This window comes from Streptococcus minor DSM 17118, from assembly GCF_000377005.1.
Classification (GTDB): Bacteria; Bacillota; Bacilli; order Lactobacillales; family Streptococcaceae; genus Streptococcus; species Streptococcus minor.
Map to the genome: position 1 here is coordinate 23,094 of NZ_AQYB01000022.1, position 16,628 is coordinate 39,721.

Annotated in this window: 17 protein-coding genes and 8 tRNA genes; 6 read left to right on the forward strand and 19 right to left on the reverse strand. The window is 38.6% G+C overall.

Translation table 11 applies throughout. The annotated features are described in order from the left end of the window. Positions 1 to 24: 24 nt before the first annotated feature. The 11 genes from F602_RS0101210 to F602_RS0101260 all read right to left on the reverse strand — a co-directional run bounded on the left by F602_RS0101210 (position 25) and on the right by F602_RS0101260 (position 10,381). Positions 25 to 1,539 carry a metal ABC transporter solute-binding protein, Zn/Mn family gene (locus F602_RS0101210; RefSeq protein WP_018166149.1) on the reverse strand — a complete coding sequence of 505 codons (1,515 nt, stop codon included), beginning with the start codon at positions 1,537 to 1,539 and terminating at the stop codon, positions 25 to 27. Between the two features lie 8 nt (positions 1,540 to 1,547). Next, positions 1,548 to 2,366 (reverse strand): metal ABC transporter permease, encoded by an 819-nt coding sequence (locus F602_RS0101215; RefSeq protein WP_018166150.1) that lies wholly within the window; start codon positions 2,364 to 2,366, stop codon positions 1,548 to 1,550. Beyond that, positions 2,353 to 3,066 carry a metal ABC transporter ATP-binding protein gene (locus F602_RS0101220; protein ID WP_026183243.1) on the reverse strand — a complete coding sequence of 238 codons (714 nt, stop codon included), beginning with the start codon at positions 3,064 to 3,066 and terminating at the stop codon, positions 2,353 to 2,355. The genes F602_RS0101215 and F602_RS0101220 overlap by 14 nt, the downstream gene beginning before the upstream one ends. 1 nt (position 3,067) lies before the next feature. Further along, positions 3,068 to 3,511: a zinc-dependent MarR family transcriptional regulator gene (locus F602_RS0101225; RefSeq protein WP_018166152.1), complete on the reverse strand. Its 444-nt coding sequence runs from the start codon at positions 3,509 to 3,511 to the stop codon at positions 3,068 to 3,070. 240 nt (positions 3,512 to 3,751) lie between these two features. Then, positions 3,752 to 4,816 (reverse strand): glycerate kinase family protein, encoded by a 1,065-nt coding sequence (locus F602_RS0101230; RefSeq protein WP_018166153.1) that lies wholly within the window; start codon positions 4,814 to 4,816, stop codon positions 3,752 to 3,754. Positions 4,817 to 4,947: 131 nt separating this feature from the next. Further along, positions 4,948 to 5,136, reverse strand: coding sequence for a twin-arginine translocase TatA/TatE family subunit (locus F602_RS0101235; protein ID WP_018166154.1), 189 nt, complete (start codon positions 5,134 to 5,136; stop codon positions 4,948 to 4,950). A gap of 1 nt (position 5,137) precedes the next feature. Continuing rightward, positions 5,138 to 5,854 (reverse strand): twin-arginine translocase subunit TatC, encoded by a 717-nt coding sequence (gene tatC, locus F602_RS0101240; protein ID WP_018166155.1) that lies wholly within the window; start codon positions 5,852 to 5,854, stop codon positions 5,138 to 5,140. Next, the gene (locus F602_RS0101245; RefSeq protein ID WP_018166156.1) at positions 5,838 to 7,535 is read right to left on the reverse strand and encodes an FTR1 family iron permease; all 1,698 of its coding nucleotides are present in this window, start codon (positions 7,533 to 7,535) and stop codon (positions 5,838 to 5,840) included. The genes tatC and F602_RS0101245 overlap by 17 nt, the downstream gene beginning before the upstream one ends. Further along, positions 7,513 to 8,739 carry an iron uptake transporter deferrochelatase/peroxidase subunit gene (gene efeB, locus F602_RS0101250; protein ID WP_026183244.1) on the reverse strand — a complete coding sequence of 409 codons (1,227 nt, stop codon included), beginning with the start codon at positions 8,737 to 8,739 and terminating at the stop codon, positions 7,513 to 7,515. The genes F602_RS0101245 and efeB overlap by 23 nt, the downstream gene beginning before the upstream one ends. A gap of 9 nt (positions 8,740 to 8,748) precedes the next feature. Further along, entirely contained in the window at positions 8,749 to 9,609 is an 861-nt protein-coding gene (efeO, locus tag F602_RS0101255; protein ID WP_018166158.1) for an iron uptake system protein EfeO, read from the reverse strand. Positions 9,610 to 10,174: 565 nt separating this feature from the next. Further along, positions 10,175 to 10,381 carry a helix-turn-helix domain-containing protein gene (locus tag F602_RS0101260; protein WP_018166159.1) on the reverse strand — a complete coding sequence of 69 codons (207 nt, stop codon included), beginning with the start codon at positions 10,379 to 10,381 and terminating at the stop codon, positions 10,175 to 10,177. 185 nt (positions 10,382 to 10,566) lie between these two features. Here F602_RS0101260 and F602_RS0101265 point away from each other — a divergent pair, with 185 nt between their 5' ends. The 6 genes from F602_RS0101265 (at position 10,567) to F602_RS0101290 (ending at position 15,835) form a co-directional block, all read left to right on the forward strand. Further along, positions 10,567 to 11,379 carry a hypothetical protein gene (locus F602_RS0101265; RefSeq protein WP_018166160.1) on the forward strand — a complete coding sequence of 271 codons (813 nt, stop codon included), beginning with the start codon at positions 10,567 to 10,569 and terminating at the stop codon, positions 11,377 to 11,379. Positions 11,380 to 12,154: 775 nt separating this feature from the next. After that, a complete protein-coding gene (locus F602_RS0101270; RefSeq protein ID WP_018166161.1) occupies positions 12,155 to 12,475 on the forward strand; it encodes a hypothetical protein in 321 nt (106 codons plus the stop codon). Between the two features lies 1 nt (position 12,476). Continuing rightward, positions 12,477 to 12,743 (forward strand): hypothetical protein, encoded by a 267-nt coding sequence (locus F602_RS0101275; RefSeq protein ID WP_018166162.1) that lies wholly within the window; start codon positions 12,477 to 12,479, stop codon positions 12,741 to 12,743. Positions 12,744 to 12,904: 161 nt separating this feature from the next. Beyond that, positions 12,905 to 14,248, forward strand: coding sequence for a Rep family protein (locus tag F602_RS0101280; RefSeq protein WP_018166163.1), 1,344 nt, complete (start codon positions 12,905 to 12,907; stop codon positions 14,246 to 14,248). A gap of 64 nt (positions 14,249 to 14,312) precedes the next feature. Further along, complete coding sequence (locus F602_RS0101285; protein ID WP_018166164.1) at positions 14,313 to 14,645, forward strand: DUF771 domain-containing protein; 333 nt, start codon at positions 14,313 to 14,315, stop codon at positions 14,643 to 14,645. A gap of 59 nt (positions 14,646 to 14,704) precedes the next feature. Further along, positions 14,705 to 15,835 carry a site-specific integrase gene (locus tag F602_RS0101290; protein WP_018166165.1) on the forward strand — a complete coding sequence of 377 codons (1,131 nt, stop codon included), beginning with the start codon at positions 14,705 to 14,707 and terminating at the stop codon, positions 15,833 to 15,835. 81 nt (positions 15,836 to 15,916) lie between these two features. Here the strand turns inward: F602_RS0101290 and F602_RS0101295 are convergent. The 8 genes from F602_RS0101295 to F602_RS0101330 form a co-directional block, all read right to left on the reverse strand. Then, positions 15,917 to 16,000 (reverse strand) — tRNA-Leu (locus tag F602_RS0101295). Between the two features lie 13 nt (positions 16,001 to 16,013). Beyond that, a tRNA-Gln gene (locus F602_RS0101300) sits at positions 16,014 to 16,085 on the reverse strand. Between the two features lie 18 nt (positions 16,086 to 16,103). Further along, positions 16,104 to 16,176: transfer RNA gene (locus F602_RS0101305), tRNA-His, on the reverse strand. Between the two features lie 12 nt (positions 16,177 to 16,188). Next, positions 16,189 to 16,259, reverse strand: a tRNA-Trp gene (locus F602_RS0101310). 7 nt (positions 16,260 to 16,266) lie between these two features. After that, positions 16,267 to 16,347: transfer RNA gene (locus F602_RS0101315), tRNA-Tyr, on the reverse strand. A 17-nt stretch (positions 16,348 to 16,364) separates the two neighbouring features. Then, positions 16,365 to 16,437: transfer RNA gene (locus F602_RS0101320), tRNA-Phe, on the reverse strand. A 13-nt stretch (positions 16,438 to 16,450) separates the two neighbouring features. Next, positions 16,451 to 16,524: transfer RNA gene (locus F602_RS0101325), tRNA-Met, on the reverse strand. Between the two features lie 14 nt (positions 16,525 to 16,538). After that, a tRNA-Ser gene (locus F602_RS0101330) sits at positions 16,539 to 16,628 on the reverse strand.

The window sequence follows — 16,628 nt, forward strand, 5'->3', positions numbered from 1 at the left end:
GGATGAATCAGTAAGTCACTCAGATTAGTGAGCGAGCATTTCTTGGGCAATCTCCATCCCATCCATATTGCTTGGATAGTAGGTCGGCCAATTTTCCATCTCGTCAAACAGTTTTTCTTGACTTTCACCACCATAAAAGATATGGAAATGCCCTGTCTTAACTGGGGCAATATTGTGGTCGCTAAACTGCACATACTTGTAGTTGCCTGCATCTTCATCCATTGCTTCAAACAAGAATCGAACGCCACGATTGCCTTTTTTATAAGTCAAAATCTTATAACCCACATATTTATAGCTATATTTGTGAGACTGGTCATTGACCATAAACTCCATAGTCTTGCCATCAATCTTGATACGGTCAACATCTGTCTTGTATCCTGTATCGTAGTAAGACTTATACTCTTCAGCCGTCATACTACCAGTCAATTTGGCCTTATAGTCCCAAACTTGATCTAGAGTACCATCCAACAAGTAAGGATACACCGATTGCCAGTCACCAGCATAATCGGATAAACTTCTATCTTTGACAGCACTGTCTTCAAAGTAACCTTGATAAACTGTCTTGGCTGCTTCCCCCTCTTCTGGCAAGATATCTTTACCAGGTTGAGTAGTCGTTTTTTCCAAAGCTTTTAAGTTATCCTGCATGACAGAGATATAGTCGGCTCCCTCTTTCATAGCTTCATCAGTTAGGCTTTCTAAGGGATTGAGAACTTCCAAGTGAACCCCAGCTTCCTTAGCCAGAGTCTCAGCTAATGACTTAGAGGCATTCTCTTCAAAATAAATATACTGAATACCATACTTCTTGATATACTCTGTCAATTCAGCCAATCTGGCAGCAGTTGGGTCTTCATCTGCAGATATACCTGTGATAGAAACTTGCTTCAAGCCGTAATCCAAGGCAAGGTAAGCAAAAGCTGTATGCTGGGTAACAAAATACTTTTGCTTCGCAGTTGATAAAGTATCTGTATATTCCTTGTCCAAAGCCTGTAATTTTTCAATATAGGCTGCAGCATTTTTTTCAAATGCATCTTTCTTCTCAGGGTATTGACCAACCAATCCATCGCGAATGGTTTCTACCAGTTTGATTGAACGTGATGGTGACAACCAGACATGTGGATCATAAGCATGATGATGCCCTTCTTCCTCATGATCATGGTCATGTTCATGCTCTTCATCTCCACCAGGAAGAAGCAACATCCCTTCTGTTGCCTTAATGACATCGACCTTATCTGTCTCAAGGGATTCCAACAGATGAGGTACCCAGGTTTCCATATTTTCATTTTCATAGACAAAGACATCTGCCTCTTGGATTGTTGCTACATTTTTAGCTGATGGCTCAAAATCATGAACCTCTGTCCCAGCCGGAATCAGTAACTCTACGTTGGCCTCATCACCAGCCACTTGTTTTGTAAATTCATAAACTGGATAGAAAGTCGTTACAATATCAATCTTTCCGTCCTGCTGATTCGCTCCGCCGTTGGCACAGGCTGCTAAGGTTAACACAGATAGGGCTAAACCCAATTTCAATAATTTCTTCATATTCCCTCCTATTGTTTCAATTTATAGATAGCATTTACTAGTAGGAAAATACCTATAAAAATCAATGTAATACTAGCGCTAGCTGGCGTTTCTGCATAATAAGATGATAATAAACCAGCTAGCATTCCGACAAATCCGATGCCCATCCCAATAAAGATAACAGCGCGAAAACTTTTTCCAATCCGCAAGGCAATAGAAGCTGGCAAGACCATAATAGTCGAAACCAACAGAGCACCAGCTGCTGGAATCATCAGAGCAATTGCGATACCTGTCACTATATTGAAGGCGATAGACATCGCCCGTACAGGTAGACCATCAACAAAAGCCGTATCCTCATCAAAAGTCAAAATATACATAGGTCTCAGAAAGAGGAATGCTAGAAGCAAGACTGCCGCTGCGATTACAAAAAGGCTGATGACCTGCTCGCGGCTAATCGTAACAATAGAGCCAAACAAGTATTGCTCTAGACTAACTCCGCTTCGACCACCTGCGCGGCTCATAATAATCAAAGAAACCGCCAGACCAGTAGACATCAAAATAGCTGTCCCAATTTCCATAAAATTCTTGTAAATCGTCCGCAGATACTCCAAAAAAATAGCTGCTACTACTACAATCAGTATGGTTGAGAAGGTCGGAGAAATCCCCAAAATCACTCCAAAGGCAACACCAGCCAAGGAAACATGACTGAGAGTATCGCTCATCAAACTCTGCCGTCGCAGAATCAAAAAGATTCCCAAAATCGGTGCAAAGACACTCATTGCGATGACTGCAAGAAAAGCCCGTTGCATAAACTCATAGTTCAAAAAGGAAAAATCAAAGAGATTCATCTGTCACCACCTCCTGAACTTGCCCATGAACATTAAAACAACGCCACGGTGAATGCTGATTACGGACCAGATAAATATTGCGATCAGCATAGTCCTTGAGTTCCTCTGGATCATGGGTAATCATGAGCACAGACTTGCCATGCTTTTTAGCCGAATGGTGCATGAGACGATAAAAATCCTCCTTGGTACCACTATCCATACCCGTAGTCGGTTCATCCAAGATAAAGACATCCGGATCAGATGCAAACATCCGAGCAATGACCGCCCGCTGCTTTTGACCCCCACTCAGCGAGCCAAGACGCTTGTCTCGGTGTTCCCACATCCCCACTGATTCTAGACTAGCCTTGACATGTTCTTCATCATGCTTGGTCAACCTACGAAACCAGCCTTGACGTGGATAACGCCCCGACTTAACAAACTCATAAACCGTACTAGGAAAACCAGCATTAAAGGATGCTATCTGTTGTGGTAGGTAGGCCATCCGCAACTTTTGACCACGAATACTCTTCTCCGAGATTTGAATCTTTCCGTATTTCGGTTTTAAAATTCCCAAGGTTGCCTTGATTAACGTCGTCTTAGCTGCACCATTTTCCCCTGTCAACGTCACAAATTCTCCACTATCCAAATGGTAGTGAATATTTTCTAGGACCGGCTCATTATCGTAATGAAATTCCAAATCCTCCACCGTAATATATCTCATTTTATCCCTTAATTTTCTGCACTAAATCTTTCATAAAGCGACTAATAACAAGTTGCTCTTCTGCCGAGTAGGACTTCAAAAGCTCCTCATAGGCCTCAATGGTGTGCGCGTGATGATGCGTATGCTCAGCTGCAATAGGCTTGGCAATCTCCGTCAAGCTATAGCGAACAACACGTGCGTCCTGCTCATCGCGAACACCTACCAACATCTCCTTACTGATTAAGGACTTTATGGCCTTGGTAATGGCAGCTTGACTGACCTTTAGTTGTTTAGCAATTTCCGAACTCGTATAGGAGTTATTCTCAATCAACATCAGAATATGCTCCTGCGTATTCGTCAGAGTAACTGCACTCTGACACGAACCAACCAAAATTTCTAACTGATTTTCCGAGCATAACACAATATCATGTAAAGCCCGATCAATTTGCTGCGCTAATTCCTTCATGATTGCCTCCTTTTCTTATTAACCGGTTAATTGTATCACAAAAAACTTAACTAGGCAAGTTTTTAAATAGTTGCCCAGACACCCTTACTAATCATCTGTCACCTAGATACAGACTAACCTTACTTTCAGTCAGTAAGGTTTTTGAAGCATATTAAAACACTCCTGATGCTAGATTCCTAGATTGCATCAGGAGTGTTTTAGTATGTTTTAGTTTTGGTAGCTAGTGGCTGATAGACTGACTTAGCGAACAAACAACCGTAGGATATTTTTCATGACAAATTTGAGATTGGACAAGGTCCTCTCAGGGTTCATGGCCTCCTCTAACGAAAGAACCTGCGTTTGAATAGAAAAAACAGCTAAGAATTCATCCCAAATCCAATCCACATCATCTGCTATAGAACCAGAAATAGCGATAACGGGTACACCGTGCTTTTGAGCTAGCCTAGCCACGCCATAAGGCACCTTCCCCTCCTTGCTTTGTCCATCTAAACGACCCTCACCTGTGATAACCAAGCTCGCATTGACAATAGCATTTTCCAAACCAACAAGCCGAGCGACCTGATTAAAACCAGATTCTAGATGACCACCTAAGAGAACGATGGCTGCTCCCAATCCTCCAGCTGCACCTGTCCCAGGAATTCCCTGTATATCTATTGCAGACTCATCATAAACCCATCTCGCAAAATCCATAGCTTCCTGATCTCTAGCTAACAACTGAGCCTCATTACCGCCCTTTTGTCGACCAAATATTTGTGCAAAACCATGTTCTCCTGCATAGACATTCTTTACATCCGTTAGACCAAAGAGTTTCACATCTCCCCAACCTTGTGGATAAGAAAATTGCAAGGTTGTCCCATCAAAGCCAAAGCTCTGCAATAAGCCCAAGCCACCGTCAGAAGTACCTGAACCTCCAAGAGTTACATAAATTTCTTTACACCCTTGTTTTACAGCATCATGAATAAGCTTTCCTAAACCGTAAGAAGTTGCCTTCTCAAAAGTCTTGGCAGAAGGTGTAATCTTGTCAATTCCAACCACCGAGGCAGACTCAATAAAGGCACATTGTTCCACTTTTAAGTAAGAAGCCTCTATAGGTCTCGCTAATAAGTCAACTGTCCTAACAGTTCTCATTTCCCCACCGAGCACTTCTCTCAAGGCACTGATAGTTCCTTCTCCACCATCTGCAATCGCGACTGCTTTGACTTCTACTGACGGGAAAAACTGATTAACCGTTTCTTTGACACAAGCATTCAACTCATGCGAACTAGCAGACCCTTTAAATGAATCAATCGCAACAACAATCTTCATAATTCTCTCCTAGTTTCCAATCTAGCCAAATGACAACCCCAAATCAACAAATTTTTATCCCTATCCTCTGCCATTCTTCCTATTATACCCCCACATAGCTGATACAAAGCATCTATGTAGGCGCTAAAGGTCTAATCGTCTTGCGATTCCTTGTCCTTTTTCACATCGTCTTCCAGTTGACTGACTGTTTTTTTAAATTCGGAAAACATCTTTCCAACAGCCTGTCCTAATTCTGGTAACCGTTTAGGTCCGAATAAGAGTACTGCTCCTATAATTAAAACAACCAGACCAGGCGTACCAATATCACGTAAAAATCCCATTTTAAACTCCTTTTCTCCTTTTCCAAATCAACCAACTGACCAAGATACTCAACTCATATAAGAGAATCAATGGCAGCGTCATAATAATATCACTAACAATATCAGCTGGAGTAATCGATACCGCTATAAACAACAATATGAAGTAGGCATATCGCCTATATTTTATCAAAAAATATGGTGTTAGGATAGAGACCTGTGTCAAAAAAGCTACCAAAACCGGTAGTTCAAATAGACAGGCTACCGGAATACAGATATGGAGAACAAATACCAAATAGTTTTTTGCAGTGATTTGTATATCAAATAGGCCATCTCCTAAAGATAAAAGCACATCCAACAAAGAAGGCATCACCACAAAGAATCCCACTGCTAAACCACCAACGAAACAAAGAAAACTTGCTGGAATATAGGTTAATAAAGCTCTAGCTTCCTTTTTCGTCAAAGCGGGATGGACAAAGGCCCAAATTTGATACACCATAAATGGGAGGGTCCAAACAAGAGAAGAGATAGTCGCTAGTTGGATATAAATCCACAGAATATCATCTGGACCTAACACAATCAGTTTTTGAGAAAATTGAGAGGTTAAGAGAAGGTAAATCTCACTAGCAAGCAATAAACTCCCTAGAAAAGAAACTAGAAAATAGAGTAAAACGAGAATCAACCGTTTTCTAAATTCTGTTAGGTGTTCAACAATAGTCTCTTCTTTACTCATAGTTTTCATTTCTTTGTCTCCAAGTTACAAAAACAACAATAGCTAAAAAGAGAGCTTGAGGAAGTGCGGACTCCCAAGTTGGATAAAACCCAATCACATCTATCGCTTTCAAACCATGGATATAATGACTAGGCAAAAGAGCAGTCAACTGAAGGGCATGAATGCTGACACCGAGCATTTTAAAGGCAAGACCATAAATCATCCAGGACATCCAGAAAAACATCTTGTAGGCTACGAAACGACGGGCAATTTTGGTAAATAAGAGGGCACTGATTGCCAAAATAAGAACAGCAATGCCAATCCCTAAAAGCAACTGATTCCACTCAATGCGTGGCATCATTCCCGCATAAAATAGGATCGTTTCAGCCCCCTCTCGAAAAACTGCTAAAAATGAAAGCAAGAAGAGAGAGAAAAAATTACCTGTTGATGTTGCCATCTTCATTTGCTTATCCATGTAAGCATTCCATTTTGTGACATTGGATTTGCCATGTAGCCAAATTCCGACAAAGAGCATCATGATAACTGCAACAATACCAACAAAACCTTCCAATATTTCTCTATTAGCCCCAGAAGTCATAACTGGGAATAAAGCCTGCAATAAAATGGCTGTTACAATGGAAAGTAGCAAGCCAACCACCGCTCCACCATAAATCCAGGGCAAACCTTTGCGTTGTTTAGCAGCTTTTATAGAACTAATCAAAGCAAAGACTATCAACAAAGCCTCAAAGCCTTCCCGAAGTAGAATCAAAGCGGCATCTCCGAAATGGTACATAGCCGTAATATCTATAGCAGATAAGCCTTGAATCAATTCCGACAAGGTTTCTTGAGATTCTTGTTCTACTCCTTTGACCATGATAATTGGGGCCTCACTCTCAATCCTAGTATAGAGACTTGGATTGCGTGTACTGACATCTCCCTCTATGATGGGCCAAATAGTGATAAATTCACGCATAGAAGCTGAACCATTTACAGCATCCCCTTTCTGGAAATGCGTTAAAGCAGATTGTAAGAGAGACACACCATCCTCAAGGCTATACTGTTGGTTGGAAGTAGCAAGTGTTCTTCCCTCCAAAAAATCTTGTACCGCCTGCTCTAGAGAGTCAAACTGGCTAACAACGAAGTCTATATCAAAGGGCGTTGCCTCAATAGCAGAACGAAGGAAAGAAAGATTGGTTTCAATATTTCCATAATGTGCCGAGTCTTTTCGAACAACACCCTCCACCCTTGTCCATGTGGTATTCAACTGCTTATAGGCCTGACGTAACGTTTCTTGTTCCTTACTATTAAGTGCTTCTTGAAAACGTTGAAACTCTGGTTTCAAACGTGTCCAAAGTCTCTCTTTTTCAGCCTCCTCATCAACAGGGTGTTGTTCTGCATCAAAAGCCATCAAAGCACTACTAATTGCAACTAGTTTTTCCTTTGATAATATTTTCGCATCTGAAATTGCTTTTTGAACATTCTTCCCTGCTTCTGAATTGGAATTCGCAACTTGAGCAAATTCATCTTCTATAGCAGATAGGTATTCCAAAGCAAGTTCTTGATTATTGTCTTCTAAGGCCAGAGTAGCATCTGTGATTTTGACAAATAAGGAACTATATTCATTTGAGGCTAGAACAGGCTGAGCAAACAGCAAGGTCAAGAGTACTAGTACAAATAAGACAGCATGTCTATTCAAAAAGGCTTTGACCAAGATACTCTCCTTCCTTGACTCCTGGGAAACATGCAAATAAACCACTGCCTACATGTGTGATATACTCATTCAACTTATCCTCATTTCCCAATTTCATCTGAATGTCAATAAATTGTACAGGGTCTTTTTGGAAACAAATGAATAAGAGCCCTGCATCAAACTGACCTGTTACTTCATTAATCCCGCTAGCATAAGAAAAGGCACGCCTGAGAATTGTCTGATTTGCTTCCTTAGCCAGCCGAACATGAGCATCAACTGGAATTGCCAATTCTCCATCTTCATTTTTCTTTTCCAAGTCAATCTCATCAAATTCGTCTTTTTGACCTAAGTAAGCCCCACTATCACGATGGCGGCCAAAAGTTTTCTCTTGCTCACCCAAGCTGGTCCGGTCCCATGTTTCAAGGAACATAGCTACTCGACGAACAATCAAGTAGGTCCCACCCTTTAGCCAGTTGGTCTGATTGCACCAAACAAAGTCATCCCACTCATCTTTTTTAGGATTGACAGTCCCATCTTTAAAACCAAACAAATTACGTGGTGTAGACTTTCCATCACCAAGTGGCAAAAATCCCGACTGACTCCATTTCATACTCACATGCGAACGAGCCTTACGAACAAGATTATGTACCGCATGAAAAGCAACTTGAGCATCATCCGCACAAGCCTGAATGACGATATCTCCTCCAGTATAATTTTCTTTTAATTGATCACGTGGAAATGCTGGCAAATCTTTAAATTCAGGTAACTTCTTATCTTCCAGGCCCAGTTTATCTAAAAAAGAAGGTGCAATTCCAAAAGTTAAGGTAAGGCGATAAGGATTCAGCTCCAAAGCCTCCCCTGTATCATTAGGAGGGAGATACAGATTGTCTCCCTCTTCTTTTACAACCTTTCCTGACATCAAGGAATGACTATAATCCGTCCAATCTTTAAAGATCTGAATCACCGTAGCCTTTTCCGCCGTCGTTAATTCTAAAACCATAAAATAGCAGTTGCTCTGAACAGGAGTTGTGATTCCACTCTGATGCTTACCGTAAAAAGAAATTTCCTGTTTTCCTTCAATCGTCTTGTGCGCCTTGTCCGCTTTATCAGTAAAAAAAGCAGATGCTGCAGAAGCACCGATAGCCAACCCAGCTCCCCCAATACCTGCCTTTTTTAGAAATTCCCGACGACTCATTTTTTTATTTAAAAAATTATCGCTCATCATATGCTCCTATTACTCAAGAATAATACCCATTCTTGACAGAGGTTCCCCAAGCTTAGTGACCGCTTCCGCCAATGTTGTCGTATCTTCTTTTGTTAATTCCGTATACAATTTATAATTTTTATCATCTGTCATATATTGATCCAACAACTCATTCACCTTTTGAAATTCCTTATCTAACTGTTGAACCAAGTCCTTGTCCTTCTCTTGAATCGATTCTCTAAATAATTTAAAAATCACTTCCGCCCCTTCAATATTCGCACGGAAATCGTAAAGATCAGTATGGGAAAAGATTTCCTCTTCACCAGTAATTTTTGTTGTGGCAACTTCATTTAATAAATCAACAGCTCCAGTCAACATCAAATCTGGTGAGACTTCAATGGTTGCGATCTTCGCCTTCAACTCTTTGATATCATTTACCAACTGATCCGCATAGACTTCAGTTCCTTTAGTTGTATTTTCTGTCCAAAGGATTTTTTCAATGCGATGAAAACCAACCCAGCCCTCATCCGAACCATTTTCTTCTACATAGTCTACTTCACGAAAGTCAATTTTGACATCCGATTCGCCAAAACTCTCGGCAATCGGTTCGGAACGCTCATAGGCCATCCGAATAATAGGATAATCAGACTTTGCTTTTTCCAAGTCCCCTGCTTTCAAGGTCTCTGCCCAAGCTTGTGTATCTTCCAAAAGACCTTGAATCTGTTCCTCAACAAACATTTTGTAATCAGAAGTAGCCTTCTCCAAGACTTCATTTGATGAACTCTTTGAGATTTGCTCTATATTTGAAACCGAAGCTTCTTCTTTTTTAGTCTCTGCACATGCTGTTAACAAACAGATAGACGACAATAAGATAAGACCAACTTTTTTCATATTAAATATACCTCATTTTTTATACACTGTTATTGTAGCATCCAGACTCTCATTTGTCAATAAATTTTCTGACAATTTTCATATTTCTGCCATTGTATTAACCAAATTATCCTTGTTCTAATATCTTCATTCTAACTATTTAAAAATTCCCTATTATCAGCAAACCCAAAACACACTCCTTAGAGTAACATCTATAACTATTTAGTAGTAGCTTAGCCTCTCAAAAATAGGATTATGGACAACCTCTACTCTTTGCTTCACCTTTAGATCAGTAGCGACCAATTAAGAATCTCATTTTATCTCTTAGACATTTAATGGTTGTCTTCAAACTTTGAACCCCTACTTGATTCAAAACAAAAAACAAGGTAAGAAAACCTTGTCTTTTCAACTATACCGGCGGCCGATAATCAGCCGTTAAACTAAGTTAAAATAAATAACCAAAATAGGATAAAATCAAGATATTATCACTTATTACATTCTATTAAAAAACAATTTTTCGTACAAATTTTGCACAAATCATAAGAACTCTTCCTATTGCCTAGTATTAAGAGTTTTTTCATTAAAATTATTTATCAGTTAATTCATAACGAATGATATCTTCAACATTACATTCCAAAATCTCACATAGCTTATCTATTGTTTTTGTAGTTATCGATTCTCCTTTTTTCATGCGATGTAAAGTATTTGCTGATATTCCCTCTATTTTAATCAAGTAATACTCTGACTTATCTTTCTTGTTTAACGTTTCATAAAATGGCTGATACGAAATCATCTGATACCTCTACATAATTTTCATATTATGTATCTACCGTATCATGCTTAACGTATTGACTATACTTAATTTATTGAGTATAATTGTGATGATGATGAAAGTGAGATGCAAAATTTTTTAATTAGAAGTTTGTTAGCAATCACAGGTCATCAAAAATTTCTGTTGAGAAAACTAAGGAGATTATTATGAAATCAAAAACTATTTTTACTGGTTTGGTGTTATTTACCATAACTACTATGCTAGTTGCTTGTTCTAACAACAATGCTTCTACAAACAAAAACAATTCTGCTTCAACAGAACAATCATCAAAATCCACAGACATGGAAACTTTTATTAAAGAAAACAAAACAAAAATAAAATTTAATCGAACCCATTATTACTACATGGGACAAAGCCTTATGTATATGGAAGCTAAAAAAGAAGCTAAAAAAGCTAATAAACAAATTTATCTTTCATATAACGATTTAGACCCAAAACTAACAAAACTATCTGTCAAGGTTGGAGAATACGATAATAGCACAAAGCGAATTTCAATTACTGTAACCAACAATTATAGCGAAGATATTATTGGGTATAACTCTGCTGGCGAAACAAGAGAAGCGACTGTAATCTCAATTTTAGGATATTATCGAGAAAAAGCTGGAATAAAAGAAGATGTACACCTTCTTGATTTCACTCCAACCGAAAATATCAAATCAGGAGAAAGTGTTACTTATAAGATTTTAATGCCTTTCTTTGCAAGAGAAGAGTATGTTAGCGACACTTCTTTAACCCAGTACACTAACGATTCGTTAGATAACATGTACAAACATGTCATGTTAAGCGATTCAAATCTGCTAGTATACAATAACAACGACCAAAATCAGAACGGGGATTTCGCTATGGCAAACTATGATAATTATTTCCCTGATGTAAAATTATCTTTCCAAAATTTCCCTAAAGAAGCCTATATCTCTGACGAAGAAATTGTTGAATTTTTTGACATGATGAAAAATTAAAGCTAAGCCTTGCAAAAATGCAGGGCTTTTCTAATACTCTCATAACATTTCTATTGAAACTGCTTGAAAATTTTATGACTCTTAATCAAGGGAATACTATATTGTGATTGTGCCTGTGTCTGAACATATAAGTAATCAGCTAAAAAAAACGATCTTAAAGTGAATGTCTCCTACCTTCTACCACCCAGTTAACAGTGCAGTATTGAGCTATGTTAAAGCCGAAAAATAGCCCTAGAAGTAAGGGGAGTCAATCTTTATTTCTATTGCTAAAAAGCGACTGTAATGCGAAGAAATTACGTGTTGTCATTGGAGGAATTAGCGAGAGCTGAACGCGTTAGCTTGTAGAAACGTAGACAAGCCCAGGCGCAGTCTAGTTGAAACAAGCGTACGAGCTAAGGAGGAGATGATAACAAAGGAATTTCGAGCTAGTCGCTAAAAAAAGCATATAGAAAAAGATTACTCCCTTACTTCTGGCTATTTAAAGCCTTTAACATAGGGAAATGCTCCCACGTGCTTGCACGTGCAGAATGGAGAAAAATCAGGAAAAAAGCTCGGTCTTTTTTTCTGCTGAAATTGGGTTATAATAAATTTAGACAAAGAAAATAGTAGATTTCTGACAGATGAACGCGTAAGAAATCTACTAGCTTTCTCAATCATAACTAATGTTATGTTGATTGTAGTCATTATAGCACTGCAAGCGATGGAGGTCAATAAATATCTTATTGTATAGCATAAGTTCTGATTTTGTCTAAAAATACAAAAGGAGACCAAAGTTATGGCTTTAAACATCGTCGTTGATATTCCAGCAACTATTGGAAACGTCTTTAAATTCAAAGAATTTCGAAACAAGAAAAAATTTAATTCTGACGAAATTATCGGAACTTCTATAGTTATCTTTGATAGTTACGGAAACGAACACACTGTTGTTATTGATAAACTCGCTGAGAAACTGTCTGTCTTAAACACTTTAAAAGTTTTTGATGATGTAGAATTTCAAAACTTGAAGGGTAAGGTTTACGGTACAAGTCGCGAAGAGTCAACATTTGTACAATTGAAACTTGCACTTACTGCTGATAATATTAGAAAGGTTGAATAACATGGAAAACAAAACATTTCATCAGCTACAAAGCGAAAAAATAGAGCGTGAAGCACGAGTTAAAAAACGTGCTGAATTTCTAAAATCACATCAGAAAAACTACACAAAAATGATAGCTGAACTCGCTCATATGATTGTATATATGACTGACGGCAATCCGACAAACGAAGCTATCGCTACGATTTCTAATCGAATCTCTGACGATATCGTCATGACAGCTAAGCAATTCAAAAATACAGCTCGCATTTTTGAAAGGGATGGCAAGTAACTTCTCAACTGTGTTGTGTTAACAATAAATGTATAGAGGTATATTAATCCGCATAGAAAACCTCCGTCCTATGCGGATTAATCAAAGCCTCAAACGAAAGAATTCAACAATAACATTCACAACACAATCTCTAAATTTTGTGGCAAAAAAAGGAGAAAAACATGGCAAAAAAAGACTTATCAGAAGTAAAGGCACGAAGATACATCGCTCAAGTTTCTTACACTTATCAAAAAAATGCTGACCCCGACCTAACCGAAGAAGCCTTTCGAGAAAAAATTATCAGGTTAGTAAAAACGCTTTGCACACATGACGAGGATAAGTTTTACATCATTTTCCATGATAAAGATTTAGACGAAAATGGTGAGCTAAAGTCCCTTCATGCACACATTTACTTCGAATTTAAAAACAGCCGATTTTATAGTTCGCTTTTCAAAACACTAGAGATTAGCCGCGAGAAGAATCTTCAAGTGGTTAAAGATAAAGCAAAAGTCTGTCGCTACTTAACTCATCGAAACGAAAAAGATATAACCGAGGGTAAGTATCAATATGAGATTTCAGAGATAATCTCTTCTCAAAATGCCGACTATCGACTGGATATTTGCGGGAAATCGAAAAAAGCTGATAACAGGAAGTCCGAACAAGAAGAGACAGACTTCTGTTTAGAGATTAGTTATCAAATTAGTGAGTGCGGTCTCTTGCTAAAGCAAGCCAAAGAGATGCTCTTTGAAGAGTTTGATAGATTAAACGCTCAACAACTGTGGAATCGATATAAAAAGCAGTTTGAAATCAACCGTCAAGAGTATATAGACAAAGAGTTTATTCGCATGAGTAAGGGAAGTCGAAATCACATCGGTCTTTATATTGAGGGCTCTGGCGGAACCGGGAAAACGACACTTGCAAGGTTTCTGGCTGAAGAAAGAGATGAACATGGACAACATGCCCCGTCAACAAACAAAACACGACTAGATTTTGGCTCTGGGTATGACGGACAACGCACTATTGTTATCAATGAATTTGATGCCTCATGTGGAATTTCCTTTCGTGAACTATTCCAGTTTTTAGAACCAGATGCAGTGACCCAACTCAGTTCTCGCTTCAAAGACGCTCATATCATCAATGACTTAACTATTATGACCAATTCCGATGATTTTATCGAATGGGCAGATGCTTGGTTTCCGAAAAAGAAAGAGTATCATCAACTTATGCGACGTATTCCATTTTTTGTAAAACTACTGACTAAAAATGGTAAAACTATAGCAGAACTATATCACTATAAGGCAACAAAAGATAAGGGCGACAAGTGCAAAGAAGCCTATGAAAAAGTGAAGTCTTATAATTTAGGAAAGACTTTAGATGAAGAGCATTTACGAAAACAAGCAAAGAAGTTGTTATCGGACATTCGCTCATTACATCAGAAAAAAATCAAAAAAGCTACTACTTCTAAATCCTCGACCGACCAAAGTACGAAGAGAAGTAGTAACTCGTTTGTGAGAAACGAGCAATAGAATCGCTGTTTCTATTGTAAGTATCTCATAATTTCAACAGATAGTAAAGATTGGAGTTATAATTATGGATACGATTACAGTACAACTTGAAAATATCGTTATCAAGCTACCTGAAACACATTTGATTGTAGCCAAAGATGATTATCAAAAATTACAAGAGCAAGCTTTCAAGGGACAGTATTGGACGCTCTCTGACGTATTGAGCCTGCTCTCAGTATCCAGACCTTGGCTACTTGATAATGTCCTCTACAGGCCTGAAATTCGTTCTCAAATCGATATTGACAAAAATACAAATGGTTTTGTTAAATATCCTCAAAACAAAGGTGGAAGATACTTCTTTCTTACCAGTAGGACAAAAGAGTATTTTGAAAAAAATTTCAAAGACATTTTTAATTAAATATGGTATGATAACCGAGATAATATCTTGGTTATCCTTTTTATAGAAAGAGGTAATCAATGTCAATTTCCTACAGCCAAAGAGGCAAGAAGAATCTGTGGACTTATCGAATTTTCGATAAAACTGGAAAACAACTCGCATCAAAAGGAGGTTTTAAAACAAAAACTGAAGCAAAACAAGAAGCAATGCCTTTAGAAAGCAAACTCATCAACGGATTAAATATCGATAAAAGCATCACACTATACCAACTTTGGAAAAAATGGTACGAATTGCATATTATTCCCCAAGGTAAAATGCAATCAACATTAAATAAACACCTAAAACGTGGGGAACTTATTGAGGACTATTTCAATGATATGCCTCTCAGAAACATCAAAGCAAGCCAGTATCAAGAATTTATCAACAGTTATGCCAATACAAACTGTAGGGATAATGTTTCTCGATTGAATAGTGAAGTTAAAAAAATTCTAGATTTCGCTAGACAAGATAAGATAGATTTTCACGATTTCACAGTTGGAGTTAATATTACTGGCAAACCTTCTAATAAAACAAAAGAAGAGCGATATATCAACAGTAAAGCTGATTATATTAAACTGCTAGACTATCTCTATCAAACTGCAAATTATAAAATAAGTGTTATTCCCTATTTGATATATATTCAGCTAAAAACAGGTTTACGTTTTGGTGAGGCACTTGGGCTTACTTGGGACTGTATCATCTGGGAAACCAAAGAAATTTATACTTATAGACGCTACGATTCTGTTAATCAAAAGTGGACTAAAGCAAAGACACCAGAATCTATTAGATATATTCCGATAGATGATGATACAATCAAAATACTTTATCGAATTCAAAAGCAACAACACCAATATATACTTTCAAATCCAGATAAAATGCTATTTATAAACCTAATACATGGAATCCCCTCTAACAAAGCTTGTAATAAACATCTACAAAGTATTTTAGAGCATTTGGACATATTTCCCCATAATATGACATGTACAGGGAATAGACACACCTACGCTTCTATTCTCCTATCTGAAGACATTGATATTTGGGCGATTGCTAAAAATATGGGGCATAAAGACATTAAGCAAATTACAGAAACCTATGGTCATTTGATAAGGGAAAAAGCTGAACTTGAGAATCAAAAAGTTCGACAAGCCTTGCTCAATCTCAAAGTTAGCTAAAAAAATGAATATAATTTCGTACAATTTTTGCACAAAAACAAAAGAAACGCTGATAAATCAACGTTTCTAATATATAAACTATACCGGCGGCCGGGGTCGAACCGGCACGTCCTTGCGGACACTGGATTTTGAGTCCAGCGCGTCTGCCAATTCCGCCACGCCGGCATAATAGTTTTAACTGGGGTAGCTGGATTCGAACCAACGCATGAGGGAGTCAAAGTCCCTTGCCTTACCGCTTGGCTATACCCCATTAATAAAAACATGAAAAGGCGATTGAGGGGAATCGAACCCCCGAATGTCAGAGCCACAATCTGATGTGTTAACCACTTCACCACAACCGCCATAGCTAAAGACACGGGCAGTAGGAATTGAACCCACACTGAAGGTTTTGGAGACCTTAGTTCTACCTTTAAACTATGCCCGCAAAGGTATGGAAGGGGAGGGATTCGAACCCCCGAACCCGAAGGAGCGGATTTACAGTCCGCCGCGTTTAGCCTCTTCGCTACCCTTCCAATATATTAAACTAAAATGGCGCGAGACGGAATCGAACCGCCGACACATGGAGCTTCAATCCATTGCTCTACCAACTGAGCTACCGAGCCGTATTATGTTCTATTGCGGGAGCAGGATTTGAACCTACGACCTTCGGGTTATGAGCCCGACGAGCTACCTAGCTGCTCCATCCCGCGATAATAATAGTTCAAGGAGGATGTGGGATTCGAACCCACGCACGCTTTTACACGCCTGACGGTTTTCAAGACCGTTCCCTTCAGCCGGACTTGGGTAATCCTCC

What these genes read in the sequence shown, in the direction of transcription:
- F602_RS0101280 (WP_018166163.1), top strand. Translation starts at nt 12,905, where the DNA reads ATGGCAAAAAAAGACTTATCAGAAGTAAAGGCACGAAGATACATCGCT.
- F602_RS0101220 (WP_026183243.1), bottom strand. Translation starts at nt 3,066, where the DNA reads ATGAGATATATTACGGTGGAGGATTTGGAATTTCATTACGATAATGAG.
- F602_RS0101230 (WP_018166153.1), bottom strand. Translation starts at nt 4,816, where the DNA reads ATGAAGATTGTTGTTGCGATTGATTCATTTAAAGGGTCTGCTAGTTCG.
- tatC (WP_018166155.1), bottom strand. Translation starts at nt 5,854, where the DNA reads ATGAAAACTATGAGTAAAGAAGAGACTATTGTTGAACACCTAACAGAA.
- F602_RS0101210 (WP_018166149.1), bottom strand. Translation starts at nt 1,539, where the DNA reads ATGAAGAAATTATTGAAATTGGGTTTAGCCCTATCTGTGTTAACCTTA.
- efeB (WP_026183244.1), bottom strand. Translation starts at nt 8,739, where the DNA reads ATGATGAGCGATAATTTTTTAAATAAAAAAATGAGTCGTCGGGAATTT.
- F602_RS0101260 (WP_018166159.1), bottom strand. Translation starts at nt 10,381, where the DNA reads ATGATTTCGTATCAGCCATTTTATGAAACGTTAAACAAGAAAGATAAG.
- F602_RS0101275 (WP_018166162.1), top strand. Translation starts at nt 12,477, where the DNA reads ATGGAAAACAAAACATTTCATCAGCTACAAAGCGAAAAAATAGAGCGT.
- F602_RS0101290 (WP_018166165.1), top strand. Translation starts at nt 14,705, where the DNA reads ATGTCAATTTCCTACAGCCAAAGAGGCAAGAAGAATCTGTGGACTTAT.
- F602_RS0101270 (WP_018166161.1), top strand. Translation starts at nt 12,155, where the DNA reads ATGGCTTTAAACATCGTCGTTGATATTCCAGCAACTATTGGAAACGTC.
- F602_RS0101285 (WP_018166164.1), top strand. Translation starts at nt 14,313, where the DNA reads ATGGATACGATTACAGTACAACTTGAAAATATCGTTATCAAGCTACCT.
- efeO (WP_018166158.1), bottom strand. Translation starts at nt 9,609, where the DNA reads ATGAAAAAAGTTGGTCTTATCTTATTGTCGTCTATCTGTTTGTTAACA.
- F602_RS0101235 (WP_018166154.1), bottom strand. Translation starts at nt 5,136, where the DNA reads ATGGGATTTTTACGTGATATTGGTACGCCTGGTCTGGTTGTTTTAATT.
- F602_RS0101215 (WP_018166150.1), bottom strand. Translation starts at nt 2,366, where the DNA reads ATGAATCTCTTTGATTTTTCCTTTTTGAACTATGAGTTTATGCAACGG.
- F602_RS0101225 (WP_018166152.1), bottom strand. Translation starts at nt 3,511, where the DNA reads ATGAAGGAATTAGCGCAGCAAATTGATCGGGCTTTACATGATATTGTG.
- F602_RS0101265 (WP_018166160.1), top strand. Translation starts at nt 10,567, where the DNA reads ATGAAATCAAAAACTATTTTTACTGGTTTGGTGTTATTTACCATAACT.